Raw genomic sequence first — 15,726 nt, 5'->3', positions numbered from 1 at the left:
TGTCGCCCTGGTCGTCAAGTGAGTGAGCGTGCGTTGAACGTGAAAGAAGCAACTAACAGAGTCGAAGACGAAGCCTTCGTCACCCCACCACCGAAGCCATGGTTTCTCTACTTGCTGGAGTGTGCGGGTGGACGGATTTACACCGGGATTACGGTTGACGTCGAGGCGCGCTATGCGGCGCATGTCGCAGGGAAGGGGGCGCGGTTCACGCGGGCGTATCCGCCCTCGCGCATTCTGCTTTCGCTCTCGTTTGCCGATCGCTCGGCGGCCTCGCGGGCCGAGTACCGCATCAAGCAACTGACCGCGTCGCAGAAGCGCGGTCTGATCGCAGGGACCTACGTTTGCGATCTCACGGATCTTTGCAGCCCCGGCGACGATGTCGTCGCCAGGACCGACGCAACCAGCCTCAAGGGACCAGACGCGCCTGACGAATGATCCGGCGCACGTCGCGCTGAATCGCGCCGAACTGGCCGCGCGACGGAATCGGCGACACCACCAGCGCCCAACTGTCGCCCGGCACCGTCTTCTCCACCACCGTGTAATAAGTCGACTGCGTACGGAAGAAGTCCGCGATGCCGTCGTGACTGATGCGATAACTACGGTCGCCCGCACCCGGCAGCATGAACACGCCCAGCGTGTAATACACATCACGATCCGAGTTCACCGGCCCCGACTGCTTGTCGAGCAACAGCGCGCGCAGCGTCTTCTCCGTGAGCAGGCTCGGACGCCGGATGTCGAACACACGCCACACCTTGAGCAACGCGCCCGTCGACATCTGCCAGCCCGCGAACGGCGCCAGCAGACGCCAGCTGTCCGGCAGCTTCGCATCCGTCACGCCCAGCGGTGCGAAGATGAACTTCTCGCAGAAGTCCTTGTAGTCCTCGCCCGATACCGCTTCGATCACCATCCCGAGCAACAGATACGAGACGTTCGAATACACGAAGTCGGAACGGCCCGTCGAGTGGCCGGCGTCGCCCGCGTCGAGATAGTTGAAGAAGTCGGCACTGCCACCCACGCGACGAATCGCCAGGCCGCTGAACAGGCCGTTGACCGGATCGTTGAAGCCGTTCGTCGCGAGCCCCGCCCGGTGCGCGAGCAGACGCCGCACGGTCAGCTCGCGCAAGCTCGGGTCGAGCGGCTTGCCGTGCTGTTTCGAGTAGACGTCGAGCAACTCGCCGAGCTTGGCATCCAGCGATAGCTTGCCCTGCTGCACGAGCAGCGCAATGCCGATGGCCGTCACCGATTTCGACAAGCTGGCCACGGGCAGCAGTTGCTGGACGTCGTCGCCCGGCGTCGCGGCCTCCAATGCAACGCCACCGTCCGTCTCGGTACGAAGCCAGACGTGCGAGAGGTTGTAGCGCTCCTTGAGTTGCGCCACCCCCTGCGTGATGGTCGACTGACCGATCGGTACCGCCGGTTTGATCGCCGTGGCCGCGCCCGGCGAGGGCAGGGCGACGACCGCACTGTTGGCGCTGGCCGTGGCGGTAACGGTCGCCGACGGCTCGGCATTGGCCGGCGTCAGCGGTGACTGAGATGTCTGCGCGAGCGCGACGCTCGTGCTAATGAATGTGGCAGTGCCCAACAGGATCGTCAGGACAACACGGCGTGCAGATGCGCCAGCGTGCCCCATAGCTTGCGCAATGGCATGCGAATTGCGCCGCATGGCCGACTGCGCAGCTTTTTGTGTATTACGTGCCCCTGTCGGACGGCGGCGCCGTACGACGTTCATTCGTTCACTCCCCCCGTGCACAAAACTTCGAACCCCGGATCGACTCTCTTCGGAGTCGGAATGGTTCGGAGTGCACACGTGCCGCACTGCGGCGATATTCGAAATCGAAGTTTAGGAAAAACTTCGGGTAAGTACCCAGTAAAACCCGCGCATTTTACATTAAGTTGCATATATCGCGCCAATCGATCAATAGTCGAACGCAATCGTGCCGTCCCGCACCCGTGCGACGGGGCTGTGCTGACGAACGTCACCGATATTGCGCTGCCAAAACTGCCTCAAGTCGTGAGAGATCGTAGGAGATCGACGGGCAAACGCCCGTCGCACGGGGCTTTGCCGCCGATGGAAGCTTGACGGCGGCGCGCGTGTCAGTGGCGCACCGACAAGACCTGTTACGCATCGCGGTGTAAGCTATCTCCCAGACCGACAGGCTCCGACTCGCCCACAGGCCGTGAGGGCGGCGTCTCGCAGATGACGTCGTGCCGGCCGAAGGATCGACCGAAACATGACTGAACCGCCCCGTGCGCGCCCGAGCCGGCCCGCCGATAACGCTTCTTCTCTGGCCGTTTCCTCGACATCCACGGCCAACGCAGGTCCCAGCGCTGTGGCGTCCGCCGCCGGCGGGGGCGACGGCAACCCGACCGATACTCTCGATATTCCCGGTATGTCTGCCGGAGGCACCTCCGGCGCGTCTGATACCTCTCCCTCGCCCTCATCACCCCCATCGCCCGTTGAGGCGGCCTGGCTCGCGTTGCCCGCCCCCATTCGGCTGCTGCGGCGTTTCCCGTTAAGTGCGGCCCGCCCGTGGTTGATCGTCGCGGGTGTCCTCCTGCTCGGACTGTTCGTCTTCGACGCGTTGCACCACATGCTGCGGCACGTGCATTACGACAACGTGATCGCGGCCATCCACGACACACCGGTGACGCGGCTCGTGCTTGCCATGCTGGCAACGTTGGCGAGCTACGCGGCACTGACTGGCTACGACATCTCCGGGCTCGCGTTTGCCGGGGCCAAGGTCAAGCGTTCGACGGTCGTGCTGACCTCGTTCATCGCCTACGCGCTGGGCAACTCCGTTGGCCTCGGCGTGCTCACGGGCGGCACCGTGCGCATGCGGATGTACGCCGCCGCCGGCGTCGATGCCTCGAAGGTTGCGCAGGCGGTCGCGTTCAACGCCGGGGCGTTCGGCCTCGGCATGACGGTGTTCGGCTCGCTCGGGATGTTGTGGGGGGCGTCGCGCGTCTCGGCGCTGGTGCCGATTCCCGCGTGGATGCTGCAACTGTTCGCCCTGCTGCTGCTCGCGGGCACGGTGGCGTTCCTTGTGCTGTGCGCACGCAAACGCACTGTGGCGGTCTTCGGGCGCTGGTCGATGCCGTTGCCGCCGCTACGGCTGGCCTTGCGTCAGTTGGTCATTTCCGCCGCCGATCTCGGCATGGCCGCCGCCGCGCTGTGGTGCCTGTTACCCGCCGGTGTGGTCGACCTGCCGACCTTCGTCGTCTTCTATGCGATTGCGATGGCGCTCGGCGTGCTCAGCCACGTGCCGGGCGGCGTGGGCGTGTTCGAGGCGGTGATCCTGCTCGCAACGAACGGCCATGCGCCGATCAGTCAGGTCGCAGGGGCGCTGGTGCTCTATCGCGGCATCTACTACCTGCTGCCGTTGATGCTCGCCGCGTGCCTGCTGGCCGGTTTCGAGCTTCGTCAGGGGCCCGCCGCTCCCATCGGACGTGCGGCCGTACGCCTCTTCCCCGGCCTGCTGGCGGCGCTCACGCTCGTCGCAGGTGTCATGTTGCTGATCTCCGGTGTGACGCCGGCCACGCGAGACGCCGAGGACTTCCTGCGCCGTCATGTGCCGTTGTTCCTTGTCGAGGTGTCGCACTTGCTGGGCAGTGTGGCGGGGTTGTCGATGCTGTTCCTGGCGCGCGGTCTGTTGCACCGGCTCGACGCAGCGTGGTGGGGTTCGCTGGCGTTGACCGTCATCGCGGCGGTGCTGGCCATCCCGAAGGGCATCGCCCTGTCGGAGCTGTTCGTGCTGGCCGTGCTCGCGACACTGTTGCTCGTCTCGCGCAAGCAGTTCGACCGACGCTCGTCGCTCTTCACGCAATCGTTCGAGCCGGGCTGGATCATTGCGGTGCTCTCGGTGCTGGGCGCGTGTACCTGGCTGATGTTCATGTCGTACCGGCGCGTCGGCTACGCGAATCAGCTCTGGTGGCAGTTCACGTTCGATGGCGACGCGCCGCGCTCGATGCGTGCATTGATGGTCGTCGCCGTGATCGGCCTTGGCCTTTCGTTGTGGCAGTTGCTGCGTCAGTCGCCGGGCGCGATGGTGCCCGCCACCGAGGACGAACTGGCGCGCGCGAAGGCCGTCGTGCGCAAACAACCCGCCGCCGATGCGTGCCTCGCGCTCATGGGCGACAAGAGCTTCCTGTTCTCGCCATCCGGCAACGCCTTCATCATGTACGCGAAGCATCGCCGCTCGTGGGTGTCGCTCTCCGACCCGGTCGGCGATCAGAAGGAGTGGCCGGAGCTGATCTGGCGCTTCATCGAACTGGCTGACTCGCACGGGGGACGCGCGGCGTTCTACAAGACACGGCCCCAGGCACTGCCGCTCTACATCGACGCCGGACTACGCGCGTTCAAGCTCGGCGAGGAGGCGTTCGTCTCGTTGCCGGATTTCGGTCTGCAAGGCTCGCGTCGCGCGAATCTGCGTCATGGCGTGACGCGCGGCGAACGCGAGGGCCTGACGCTGGAGATCGTGCCGCCCGAAGCGGTGGCGCCGTATCTCGCCGAAATGCGCCCGGTGTCGGAGGCCTGGCTGGCCCGGCAGCACACGCGCGAGAAGGGGTTCTCGCTGGGGGCGTTCGACGATGCGTACGTCGCCCGTCAGCCGGTGGCGCTCGTGCGTCGCGAGGGACGGCTCGTGGCGTTCGCCACACTGATGTGTCCCGACGTGCAGCGCATCGAAGCGAGCATCGATCTGATGCGTCAGGTGCCTGATGCCCCGCCGGGCACGATGGACTTCCTGTTTGCGAAGCTGATGCTTCACTTCAAGGCGCAGGGGTATCAGCGTTTCGGGCTCGGCATGGCGCCGATGTCCGGCATGCAGACGCACCAGCTCGCACCTCGCTGGCATCGCTTCGGCCGGATGATGTTTGCGCACGGCGCGCGATTCTACAACTTCCGGGGGTTGCGCAGCTTCAAGGAGAAGTTCGATCCGCAATGGGAGACACGCTATCTGATGACGCCGGGCGGCATCGCACCGATGCTGACGCTCGCCGATGTGGCGTCGCTCGTGGGCGGCGGCTGGAAAGGGATGATTGCGAAATGACGCGCGACGCGAATGGAGTGACGATGGCAGAGGATGGACAGGCGGGCGGCTACGCCGTCGGTATTGAAGGCGGCAACCGGAGCGCAATGCGCCACGATGCCTATGCGGGACGTCAAAGGAGACTCACGCGTGGGGTGCGGCATCTGACATGCCTGACAGCCGTTACACGCGCGATGCTCCGTGCGCTGATCCCCGCTACGGCGATCGCCATGACGTTGACGTCGCCCGCCGTGCTCGCGCAGACGTCGCCGTCGACACAGGCCCGCAGCAACCCCCTCAACGTACTGAAGCCCGCGCCGAAGGCGGGGCCGGTGGCACAGTCGTCCGCCGCCGATTCGAGCGCGCCTGCCCCTGTCATGCCGCAAGCGGCTGCGGCAGCGGCCGGTGCGGCTGCATTCCGCAGCGCCAACGCCCGCGGCATGACAGGGACCGGTGCGCCCGAGATCATGACGCACGGACGCTTCGAAAACGTCCCCATCTTCCGTCCGCAGGGCGAGCCGAACGCCACGGTGCTGTTCTTCTCCGACGACGACGGCTGGACGCCACGCGCCGAGCGCATGGCCCGCGCGCTGGCCGACACCGGGGCGCTGGTAGCGGGCATCGATACCGCACGGCTCATGGCGAACTACACGAAGGACGATATCGCGTGCGTCTACGCGGCGGGCGATCTCGACAACTTCGGCCGATGGGTCGAAGCGGCCGTCAAACTGCCGGGCTACACGCCGCCGATTCTCGTGGGCGACGGGGTGGGTGGCACGTTCGCCTACGCGATGCTCGCGCAGGCGGGGAGCGACACGTTCTCGGGAGCGTTGTCGGTCGACTTCTGTCCGGTGCTGCCGATGTCGCGGCCGCTGTGTCAGGGAGAGGGCGTGCATTTCGGACGCGGCATCACGCACACCGCAGGCGGCGCGCCGATGCGTCTGCTGCCCGCCCCCGTCATGAGCGCGCCGTGGCTTGCGATGGGCGGCCCCGCCGCGGGTCCGGGCAGTCCAGGACGCGCCCCGCGCTGCTCGGACCACGTCGCTCAGGAGTTCGCCGCGCGCACACCGAATTCGAGCTGGCTCGTGGGCGGGCTGGCCGGCAGCCTCGGCGCGCTGGACACCAGCGGCATCACCTCGACGCCGGGGGCGGCGTCCACACCGGTGCTGGCCGATTGGGTGACGCAGTACAAGAATGCGTTCCGTCGGCTGAATGCCCATCACGTGGCGGGTACGGCGCGCCCGCCCGCCGCAGTGGCCGACCTGCCGGTGATCGAGGTGCCCGCGACGGGCAAACCGGCTGCGAATCTGGCCGACACTTTCGCGATCCTGCTCTCGGGCGACGGCGGCTGGGCCGGACTCGACCGCGACGTCGCCGGCGCACTGGCGGCGCACGGGATTCCCGTCGTGGGTGTCGATTCGCTGCGCTACTTCTGGTCGGCGCGCACGCCGGCGTCGGGCGCGCTCGACATCGACCGTCTCATGCGCTTTTACCAGACCCGCTGGAACAAGAAGCGCGCGATTCTGATCGGCTACTCGCAAGGTGCAGACGTGTTGCCGTTCATGGTCAACCGGCTGCCGCCCGTCGCTCGCGATCGCGTGGGATTGCTCGTGTTGATGGGGCTCGGCCAGAAGGCCGACTTCGAATTCCGCATGACCAACTGGGTGATGTCGAGCCAGAACGGGCTGCCGATCCGGCCTGAAGTGGAGCGGCTGCCCGACGGCATGGCGATGTGCGTCTACGGCGCGGACGAGGACGACAGCAATTGCCCGGGGCTCGATCCCAAGCGCGTGCAGATCGTGAAGATGCCCGGCGGTCATCATTTCGACGGCAACTACACCGGGCTGGCCGACCTGATTCTTCAGGGACTCGCCAAGCGCTAACGTCTCAGGTAGCCGATATTTCTCGCCTTGCCTTCCGTGCGGGCGCTCCGTACACTGCGGCCAGTTTTTCCCATCGCCCGCGTACCCGATCGCCTACCTGTCGGGTACCCGGCCATGCCCCCGGCGAGGCGATGCGGACCTCACACACCGATTCCACGATACGGCACGACAGACAGGAGAAGATCGAACATGTCAGAGGGTTACTTCCCGAAGTGGCAGCAACAGGACACGGCCTCCGGGCGCGTGATCGCGCCCGATGAGCGTCTGGCGTGGCCGCAGACCATCGCGATGGGCGTGCAGCACGTGGTCGCCATGTTTGGCTCGACCGTGCTGGCCCCGCTGCTCATGGGCTTCGATCCGAACCTCGCGATCTTCATGTCGGGGATCGGCACGCTGCTGTTCTTCGTGCTCGTCGGCGGGCGCGTGCCCAGCTATCTCGGCTCCAGCTTCGCTTTCATCGGCCTGGTCATTTCGGTGACGGGCTATGCAGGCAGCGGCCCGAACATGAACATCCCCGTCGCCCTCGGCGGGATCATTGCCTGCGGCGTGCTTTACGCCGTCATCGGGCTGATCGTGATGGTCGTCGGCACGCGCTGGATCGAAGCGCTCATGCCCCCGGTCGTGACGGGCGCGGTCGTGGCCGTCATCGGTCTGAACCTCGCACCGGTCGCCGTGAAGGGCGTGTCCGCCACGAGCTTCGACACGTGGATGGCGCTCGCGACGGTGCTGTGCGTCGGCCTCGTGGCCGTGTTCGCGCGCGGCATGGTGCAGCGTCTGCTGATTCTCGTGGGGCTGCTGCTGGCCTACGTGCTGTACGCCGTGCTGACGAACGGCATGGGGCTGGGCAAGCCCATCGACTTCGCCGTCGTGGCGAACGCCGCATGGTTCGGTCTGCCGCATTTCGCCGCCCCCGTGTTCAAGCCGGAAGCGATGGTGCTGCTCGCGCCCGTCGCCATCATTCTGGTGGCCGAGAATCTGGGGCACATCAAGGCGGTGAGCGCCATGACGGGCCAGAACCTCGACCGTTACATGGGACGCGCCTTCCTGGGCGACGGGCTGGCGACCATCGTGTCGGGCAGCGTCGGCGGCACGGGCGTGACGACGTATGCCGAGAACATCGGCGTGATGGCCGTCACCAAGATCTACTCGACGCTGGTGTTCGCGGTCGCCGCCGTGCTCGCGCTCGTGCTGGGCTTCTCGCCGAAGTTCGGCGCGATCATCCAGACGATTCCGGGGCCGGTGCTGGGCGGCGTGTCTATCGTCGTGTTCGGTCTGATCACGGTCGCCGGCGCGCGCATCTGGGTGCAGAACAAGGTGGATTTCTCGGATAACCGCAACCTGATCGTGGCGGCCGTCACGCTGGTGCTGGGTGCCGGTGACTTCACGCTGAAGTTCGGCAACTTCTCGCTCGGCGGTATCGGTTGCGCAACGTTCGGCGCGATCATTCTTTACGCGTTGCTGCGTGGACGCGGCGCGTCTCGCCCGGCGGCGATGTAACGATCGAGCGCTTGCGTGGCAGTGCGGCAGCGCTGCACGATCGGAACGGCACGGCGATTACGTCGTGCCGTTTTCGTTTGTGGCGGCGGTGTCGCCCGTCTCGGCGGGTGAGGCTTGCAAACGTTCCAGGAGTTGTCGGGCGTAGACGGGCAGCGCGTCGCGCTCGCGCACGCACAACACGAGGGTGCGCAGTGCCCACGGATCGACGAGCGGCACGATGCCGATGCCCAGGGTGGCGGCCGAGCGCCGGGCGGCGCTCAGCGGAACGATGCCCAGTGCGGCACCGGCGGCGACCGCGCGACACAGGCTGTCGAAGTCGCGCAGACGCAGGCGATACCGCAGCGGACGCCCCGCACGCCTGGCGTGCCCGTCGAGATGCTCGGCCAGCGCGCTCTGCTCGGGTAAGCCGATGAACTCCGCGTCGAGCAGGTCGACGAACGCGACCTCATCGCGTGTGGCCAGCGCGTGGCCCGGCGGTGTGACGATCACCAGTCTGTCCTGCCGGAACGGCACCGTCTCCAGTCCCGTCAATTCGATCCAGTCGGACACCACGCCGATGTCGGCCGCGCCTTCGAGCACTGCCTGAACGACGGCGGGGCTCGTCTGCTCGCGCAGCGCAATCTCCACATTCGGATGCTCGGCGAGAAACGCGCCGAGCAGATCGGGGAGGAATTCGGACATGGCGACCGTATTGGACGCGATGCGCACGTTGCCCTTGAGGCCTGCGGCGTATTCGCCGAGTTCGCCGCGTAGCTGCTCGATCTGTGCGAGAACACGGCGTGCATGGACAAGGAGGGCGCGGCCTGCGGGCGTGGGAATGACACCCTGACGATGGCGCATGAACAGCGCAACCCCCAGCGTCTCTTCGAGGCCACGAATGCGCGCGCTCGCAGAGGCCAGCGTCAGATGCGCCCGCTCGGCGCCGCCCGTGATGCTGCCGGCTTCGGCAACCAGCAGGCACAGACGCAAATCGGTCAGGTCGAATTTCACGGCATCGTCTCGTGGCAGGAAGGCCCCGCACGGGCACGGTTCAGGGGGCGGTGTGTCGGGGCAATGGCGTCAGTGTAACGACTTGCGAGGGGCGTGCGACGCCGCGTGCGGCGGCACCCGACATCCCACGTAAGAAAACGCGGCGATTTGCGTGAACGGCTATGTCGTTGTCTGAAATATCGGGTCGCGAATGGCGCGTTGCCGCGAGGTCAAGCGCAATGGCGACTGACTTGGGAAAGGGCGCATGGTAAACTACGCGCTTTCAAGACACGGCCGTACCCGCGACGGTCTTGCCCGCCAAGCCGCAGAGTTTCATTCGCCGGCGGGTTGTCTTGCAGGCGTCTTCAGACGCATCGCCCGGATGAGCGCGATGCGCGTCGCACGCCCGACGCGGGCATTCCATCAAGAACAAACAACATCGATACGCGCGGGGACACACATCGTGGAGTCCGCGCATTGGTCTTTATATGTCTTTTGAAACGCTCGGCCTCTCGGCCGACATCCTGCGTGCGGTAGCCGATCTCGGTTACACGCAGCCGACTCCGATTCAACTGCAAGCGATTCCGGCCGTCCTGCAAGGCGGCGATCTTCTCGCCGGTGCCCAGACCGGGACCGGTAAAACGGCGGGCTTTACGCTGCCGATTCTGCAAATGCTCTCGTCGCGAGCGCGTCCGGCCGCCGCCAACGGCAAGCGTCCCGTGCGTGCGCTCGTGCTCACGCCTACGCGCGAACTGGCCGCACAGGTCGAGGAAAGCGTCACGCAATACGGCAAGTACCTGCGTCTGACCTCCATGACCGTGTTCGGCGGCGTGTCGATGGTGCCGCAGGTCAAGCAACTCTCGCGCGGCGTCGACATTCTCGTCGCCACGCCGGGACGTTTGCTCGACCATATGCAGCAGAAGACCGTCGATCTGTCGGGCGTCGAGATTCTCGTGCTCGACGAAGCGGATCGCATGCTCGACATGGGCTTCATTCGCGACATCCGACGGGTGCTGGCGGCGCTGCCCGCGAAACGTCAGAACCTGCTGTTCTCGGCCACGTTCTCCGACGAAATCAAGCAACTCGCCGACGGCCTGCTCAAGTCGCCTGCGCTGATCGAGGTCGCGCGTCGCAACACGACGGCCGAGACCGTCGCGCAGAAGATTCACCCGGTCGATCGCGATCGCAAGCGCGAACTGCTCGAACATCTCGTGCGCGAGCACAACTGGTTTCAGGTGCTCGTGTTCACGCGCACCAAGCACGGTGCGAACCGTCTGGCGGAACAACTCACGAAGGGCGGCATTCCCGCGCTGGCGATTCACGGCAACAAGAGTCAGGGCGCACGCACGCGCGCGCTCGCCGAGTTCAAGAGCGGCACGCTGCAAGTGCTGGTCGCGACCGATATCGCCGCGCGCGGCATCGACATCGACCAGTTGCCGCACGTGGTGAACTTCGATCTGCCGGAAGTGGCGGAAGACTATGTGCATCGTATCGGCCGCACGGGCCGCGCCGGGGCGAATGGGGAAGCCGTCTCGCTCGTGTGCGTGGACGAACATCTGCTGCTCCAGCAGATCGAGCGTCTCATCAAGCGCACCATCGACCGTGAAGTGATTCCGGGCTTCGAGCCGGATCCGCACGCGGTGGCGCAGCCGATTCGCAAGAATCAGCAAGGCAATGGCCGTGGCGCGGGTGGTGGTCGTGGTGGGCGCAATGGCGGCGGCGGGGCAGAAGAAGCCCGTCAACCGGCCCGTGCACCGCGCGAATCGCGTGACGGTGGCCGTGCGCCGCGTCAGGGTGGTGAGGCGAAGCCGCCGAAGCCACGCCTCGAAGGCGAACGCGGTGGCCGTCAGGGCGGCGGTGGCAAGGGTGGTAATGGTGGGAATGGTGGTAACGGTGCCAATGGTGGGAATGGCATCAACGTTGGCAATGTCGGGACCAGCCAGCGTCAGCCGGCCAAACGTCAGGGCGGGCAGGGCGATTCGCAACGCGCACCGGCCCGCACGTCGCAAGGCTCGGGTGCGCCGCGTCAGGGACAAGGCGCACAGAACACCGGGCGCGGGCAGGGTGGCGGCGGAGGCGAGCGTGGTGACTTCGGTCAGCGCGGTGCGCGCCCGGCTCGCCGCGACGGTGCCGGCGGTGCCCTGTTGATGGGCAAATCGAAGCGCGACTAAGCGCTTCGCCGAGGTATCGACGATGTGTACGCGGCTCAACATTCCGATGAATTTGAGCCGCGGCATGGGATTGCGCGAAGCCGCAAAGCGACTTCGCCATGGCGGTCAACGTCATGCCGCATGCGACGACACGTGCCACGACACCGGTCATGACACCGGTCGCAACGTCAGTCAGCAAACCTGCCGCCATTCGCGTAAAGACGCACACGGCAACGCGTGCGACGACGTGTGCCACGGTTCATCTGGCGATACGTGCGGCTCATATTCGACAGGTACCCAGCGTGCCTCCGGGTCGACCCTGACGGGCGGTCTGCGCAAAATAAGTAAAATATTAACTTTTTGCGCCCGAGACTCTCATGATCGCCCGTGTCACCCGGCTGTTCCCCTTGTGGGCTGCGCTGCTGTCCGTCTTTGCCTTCTTTTCGCCCGGCAGCTTCACCGGCATTACGCCGCACGTCACGGCGCTGCTCACCGTGGTGATGTTCGCGATGGGCGTCACGCTCACGTTCGACGACTTCAAGCGGGTGCTCACCCGTCCCGCCCCCATCGTTGCGGGTGTGGTGCTGCACTATCTGGTCATGCCGCTGGCCGCCTGGATCATTGCACGCGTGCTGCACATGCCCCCCGACTTGACTGCGGGCATGGTGCTTGTGGGCAGCGTAGCGAGCGGCACGGCGTCGAACGTCATGATCTATCTCGCCCGAGGCGACGTGGCCCTTTCGGTCACGATCAGTGCCATGTCGACACTCGTCGGCGTGTTTGCGACGCCGTTGCTCACGCGTCTGTACGTCGATGCCTCGATTACGGTGGACGTCGAGGGCATGTTGTTGTCGATCCTTCAGATCGTGGCGCTGCCGATCGGTGCCGGTCTGCTCATCAATCACTTCTTCGGCCGTCTGGTGCGTGCCATCGAAGGTATTCTCCCGCTGGTCTCGATGGTCGCCATCGTGCTGATCATCGGCGCTGTGGTCGGCGCCAACCAGAGCAACATTGCCACCGTGGGTCCCCTGGTCATGGTTGGTGTGATTCTGCACAACGGACTGGGGCTGGCCGGTGGTTACTGGGGCGGCCGTCTGCTGGGCTTCGACGAATCGATCTGCCGCACGCTGGCGATCGAAGTCGGCATGCAGAACTCGGGGCTTGCCGCCACGCTCGGCAAGATCTACTTCACGCCGCTGGCCGCGTTGCCGGGCGCACTCTTCTCCGTCTGGCACAACCTGTCGGGCTCGCTCCTTGCGGGCTACTGGCGCGGTCGCCCGACGGGCACGGCCAACGACGCGAACGCATCGCAAGCGTCGGCAACGCGCCCCACGCACTGAGTTTTTCCGGTGTCGCACACCATTGTGTGCGACACGCAACGGGTGTCCGCACCGTCATCGCGGGCATTTGCCTTTCTGTCTCCCATCGCCTAAAACATCGATATACCGTTCGCAGCGGTGGGAGAGTCTGCCTCACGGCGCCCGTCCGTGTTCCCTTTCCCCCGCTCGCCCACAGGGCGTATTCCGACGTGACCAGCATCGGCACGAACGTGTCGCGTACCCATCGGGTGCGCGCGGCGTTTTGTGACGTGGTCCGGCGTACGAGCGAGCGGTCTGGAGTTACTCAAGCATGTTGCGAAAGAATCCGCGCGGGGATTATCCCGTGGTGCACGAGACCTCGTTTGTCGATCCCACGGCCATTTTGTGCGGCCAGATCATCGTCGGCGAGAACGTCTTCATCGGGCCTTATGCGGTGCTGCGCGCCGACGAGGTCGATGAGCACGGCAAGATGGAGCCGATCGTGATCGGCGCCAATTCCAACATTCAGGACGGGGTCGTGATCCATTCGAAAGACGGCGCACGCGTTTCCATCGGCGAGAACACGTCCATCGCCCATCGATCCATCGTGCATGGACCGTGTGTCATCGGTAACAACGTCTTCATCGGCTTCAACTCGGTGCTGTTCAACTGCGTCGTGCACGACGGCGTCGTGGTGCGGCACAACAGCGTGGTCGACGGGCGCGATATTCCCGAGAATTTCTATATCCCCTCGACCACACACATCAGCCGCGAGACCGATCTCGCGACCATCCCGAAGGTCACGGTCGATGCGCGTGAGTTCTCCGAGTCGGTGAGCCGCACGAACGTACAGCTCGCGCGCGCCTATCGGCGTATTCAGAACGCGTTCTGACGAAGGCATGTCCGCTCGCCGTTGCCGCTTCGACGAAGTTGCCGGCGAGCCTCATGAGACGCATGAGCGCTGTGACCGTGAACGTTTTTGGTGGAGTCCGTCATGTCTTTGCGTGTCAACGGTATTGTCATCGACGCACGCCGCGTCGCCGATGAGATCGATCAACATCGGGACGCGGTCGACCCGGAAGCCGCAGCGCAGCGTGCGCTCGTGAGCCGTGAATTGTTGCGACAGCGGGCGCGTGATCTGCGTCTGCTGGCGGAGGACGAAGGCGAGAGCGACGCCGCCGTCGTCGACGCGCTGTTCACGCGAGATGTGCAGGTGCGGCGTCCGTCGGAGGCGGAGTGCCGCGCCTATTTTCACGATCACGCCGGGCAGTTCCGCATCGGCGACAAGGTGCAGGCCAGTCACATTCTGTTCGCGTTGTCTGCGGGCGCACCGGTCTCCAGCACGCTGGGACGTGCGCAATCGGCGCTCGATGCCGTGCTCGCCGAGCCGTCGTCATTTGAAACGGTGGCGCAGACGATGTCGGATTGCCCATCCGCACGCGACGGCGGCAGTCTCGGCATGCTCGCGCGCGGCAGCGGGGCGCCGGAGTTTGAACTGGTGCTGTTCTGCGGCGACCGGCTCGGGGTGCTGCCAAGACTCGTCAACACGCGTTACGGTTTCCATGTCGTGCGGATCGAGCGGCGTGTGAAAGGGCGTATGCCGCCGTTCGAGCGCGTGGCGGATCGCATCGCCGCGCAGTTGTACGAACAGGCGCGTGCGCGGGCACTGCGTCACTACGTAGCATTGCTGGCCGACGCGGCCGAGATCAGCGGTGCGAACGACAGCGAGGGGCCGATACGCGTGCAGTAGTCGCGTGAGCGCCGCTCACTCGCATCTCCCGATGTGCCATGCATGAAGGGCGCTGCCTGAAGACGACGGATGACGTCGATTCAGGCAGCGCCCTTTGTCGTTCGGCGACGGGGCATCGATGCATCGTCGATGCCGTACCGGCGAATGGTGGTGGCGAAGGGTGGCGACGATGGCGGCTTAACCCGTCTTCACCCGGCTTAACCTGGCTGAACCTGGATTAACCGGCGATCAGTTCGAGCGTGACCGTGTCGAGCGTGAACGAGCCGTCGTTCTGAATCCGGAAGTGTTCGCGCACGCTGTCGGCCATTGCTGTCTGCAATGCGCGAATGGCGACCTGCATCGGCTCCGGTGTGCGCATGCGTGTCGTCCACGTCTTGAAGTCGAGTTCGAGCGTACGCGGCGTGACCGACGCCACCGAGAATCCCGCGCCTGCGGCCATCGTCAGCCATTCGGCCGTCGAGTAGTCGCGCACGTGGGACGTGTCGCGCAGCACCTCTACCGCTTGCAGGTACGTGTCGAACAAAGGTTGCCCGGTGGAGGCGACGTCGCAGATCGCCACGCGTCCGCCCGGTTTGAGCACGCGGCGCATCTCGCGCAACGCGGCGCCCACGTCGGCCCAGTGATGGGCGCTGTAACGGCTGAAGACGAGATCGAAGCTCGCATCGTCGAACGGCAGCGATTCGGCCGCACCGAGTTGCGTGTCGATGTTCTTCAGGCCACGCTTGGCTGCTTCGCCGGCGACGACGCCGAGCATGTCGGCCGAGAGGTCGTAAGCCACCACGCGCGCCACGTGAGGCGCAGTGAAGAAACTGACGTGGCCTGCGCCACAGCCGAGATCGAGGACCTGAGCGCGCGCGTGCGCACGCGCGATGCTGGCAAGCTGCTCCAGATCCGCGCCCTGCGCATGGTTGGCGCTCGTCAGATAGGCGGACGCCTGCGGGCCGAACTGGCCGGTGACGACGGCGTTGTGCGAGTCGTGGGAAGGCGTAGCTGCGGTTCGGCGAGTGTCGCTCACGGGCGTCTCCTTCGTATGTGGGGCGGAACGTTGAGGGTGAATGTGCCGGTGTCGGGGGCTTGCGCGACATCGATGAGTGTCACGATAATGGCTCATCAATACCGGTACAAGTTGCCTATTTATCCTGGTATGAAAAC

11 protein-coding genes are annotated in these 15,726 nt (G+C 65.5%); 8 read left to right on the top strand and 3 right to left on the bottom strand.

Going from position 1 to position 15,726, the window contains the following annotated elements:
• Positions 1-39 precede the first annotated feature (39 nt).
• Positions 40-435, top strand: coding sequence for a GIY-YIG nuclease family protein (locus C5N93_RS08080; RefSeq protein ID WP_242558889.1), 396 nt, complete (start codon positions 40-42; stop codon positions 433-435).
• On the opposite strand, the gene C5N93_RS08075 is transcribed toward C5N93_RS08080, so the two are convergent.
• Positions 407-1,663: a serine hydrolase gene (locus C5N93_RS08075; RefSeq protein WP_242558888.1), complete on the bottom strand. Its 1,257-nt coding sequence runs from the start codon at positions 1,661-1,663 to the stop codon at positions 407-409. The two genes, C5N93_RS08080 and C5N93_RS08075, sit on opposite strands and share 29 nt — an antisense overlap.
• 568 nt (positions 1,664-2,231) lie before the next feature.
• Here C5N93_RS08075 and mprF point away from each other — a divergent pair.
• The 3 genes from mprF to C5N93_RS08060 all read left to right on the top strand — a co-directional run bounded on the left by mprF (position 2,232) and on the right by C5N93_RS08060 (position 8,407).
• Positions 2,232-5,048 (top strand): bifunctional lysylphosphatidylglycerol flippase/synthetase MprF, encoded by a 2,817-nt coding sequence (gene mprF, locus C5N93_RS08070; protein WP_242558887.1) that lies wholly within the window; start codon positions 2,232-2,234, stop codon positions 5,046-5,048.
• A gap of 23 nt (positions 5,049-5,071) precedes the next feature.
• Entirely contained in the window at positions 5,072-6,910 is a 1,839-nt protein-coding gene (locus C5N93_RS08065) for an AcvB/VirJ family lysyl-phosphatidylglycerol hydrolase (RefSeq protein ID WP_242558886.1), read from the top strand.
• Between the two features lie 189 nt (positions 6,911-7,099).
• Positions 7,100-8,407 carry a solute carrier family 23 protein gene (locus C5N93_RS08060; RefSeq protein ID WP_242558885.1) on the top strand — a complete coding sequence of 436 codons (1,308 nt, stop codon included), beginning with the start codon at positions 7,100-7,102 and terminating at the stop codon, positions 8,405-8,407.
• Between the two features lie 57 nt (positions 8,408-8,464).
• On the opposite strand, the gene C5N93_RS08055 is transcribed toward C5N93_RS08060, so the two are convergent.
• The gene (locus tag C5N93_RS08055; protein WP_242558884.1) at positions 8,465-9,397 is read right to left on the bottom strand and encodes a LysR family transcriptional regulator; all 933 of its coding nucleotides are present in this window, start codon (positions 9,395-9,397) and stop codon (positions 8,465-8,467) included.
• Positions 9,398-9,864: 467 nt separating this feature from the next.
• On the opposite strand from C5N93_RS08055, the gene C5N93_RS08050 reads away from it, so the two are divergent.
• From C5N93_RS08050 to C5N93_RS08035, 4 genes are all read left to right on the top strand, one after another.
• The gene (locus tag C5N93_RS08050; RefSeq protein ID WP_242558883.1) at positions 9,865-11,547 is read left to right on the top strand and encodes a DEAD/DEAH box helicase; all 1,683 of its coding nucleotides are present in this window, start codon (positions 9,865-9,867) and stop codon (positions 11,545-11,547) included.
• A gap of 356 nt (positions 11,548-11,903) precedes the next feature.
• Positions 11,904-12,866 (top strand): bile acid:sodium symporter family protein, encoded by a 963-nt coding sequence (locus C5N93_RS08045; RefSeq protein ID WP_150722735.1) that lies wholly within the window; start codon positions 11,904-11,906, stop codon positions 12,864-12,866.
• A 289-nt stretch (positions 12,867-13,155) separates the two neighbouring features.
• Positions 13,156-13,716: a carbonate dehydratase gene (locus tag C5N93_RS08040; protein ID WP_069343553.1), complete on the top strand. Its 561-nt coding sequence runs from the start codon at positions 13,156-13,158 to the stop codon at positions 13,714-13,716.
• A 102-nt stretch (positions 13,717-13,818) separates the two neighbouring features.
• Positions 13,819-14,574, top strand: a complete 756-nt coding sequence (locus C5N93_RS08035) for a peptidylprolyl isomerase (RefSeq protein ID WP_242558882.1) — start codon at positions 13,819-13,821, stop codon at positions 14,572-14,574.
• 217 nt (positions 14,575-14,791) lie between these two features.
• Here C5N93_RS08035 and C5N93_RS08030 read toward each other — a convergent pair whose 3' ends face one another.
• A complete protein-coding gene (locus tag C5N93_RS08030) occupies positions 14,792-15,589 on the bottom strand; it encodes a class I SAM-dependent methyltransferase (protein ID WP_242558881.1) in 798 nt (265 codons plus the stop codon).
• Between the last annotated feature and the right edge of the window lie 137 nt (positions 15,590-15,726).

This window comes from Pandoraea sp. LA3, assembly GCF_022696215.1.
GTDB lineage: Bacteria > Pseudomonadota > Gammaproteobacteria > Burkholderiales > Burkholderiaceae > Pandoraea > Pandoraea capi.
Note: the sequence above shows the minus strand (reverse complement) of the source record. Positions and strands in the feature narration are given on the sequence as shown.

What these genes read in the sequence shown, in the direction of transcription:
- C5N93_RS08075 (WP_242558888.1), bottom strand. Translation starts at nt 1,663, where the DNA reads ATGCGGCGCAATTCGCATGCCATTGCGCAAGCTATGGGGCACGCTGGC.
- mprF (WP_242558887.1), top strand. Translation starts at nt 2,232, where the DNA reads ATGACTGAACCGCCCCGTGCGCGCCCGAGCCGGCCCGCCGATAACGCT.
- C5N93_RS08065 (WP_242558886.1), top strand. Translation starts at nt 5,072, where the DNA reads ATGGCAGAGGATGGACAGGCGGGCGGCTACGCCGTCGGTATTGAAGGC.
- C5N93_RS08060 (WP_242558885.1), top strand. Translation starts at nt 7,100, where the DNA reads ATGTCAGAGGGTTACTTCCCGAAGTGGCAGCAACAGGACACGGCCTCC.
- C5N93_RS08050 (WP_242558883.1), top strand. Translation starts at nt 9,865, where the DNA reads ATGTCTTTTGAAACGCTCGGCCTCTCGGCCGACATCCTGCGTGCGGTA.
- C5N93_RS08045 (WP_150722735.1), top strand. Translation starts at nt 11,904, where the DNA reads ATGATCGCCCGTGTCACCCGGCTGTTCCCCTTGTGGGCTGCGCTGCTG.
- C5N93_RS08040 (WP_069343553.1), top strand. Translation starts at nt 13,156, where the DNA reads ATGTTGCGAAAGAATCCGCGCGGGGATTATCCCGTGGTGCACGAGACC.
- C5N93_RS08035 (WP_242558882.1), top strand. Translation starts at nt 13,819, where the DNA reads ATGTCTTTGCGTGTCAACGGTATTGTCATCGACGCACGCCGCGTCGCC.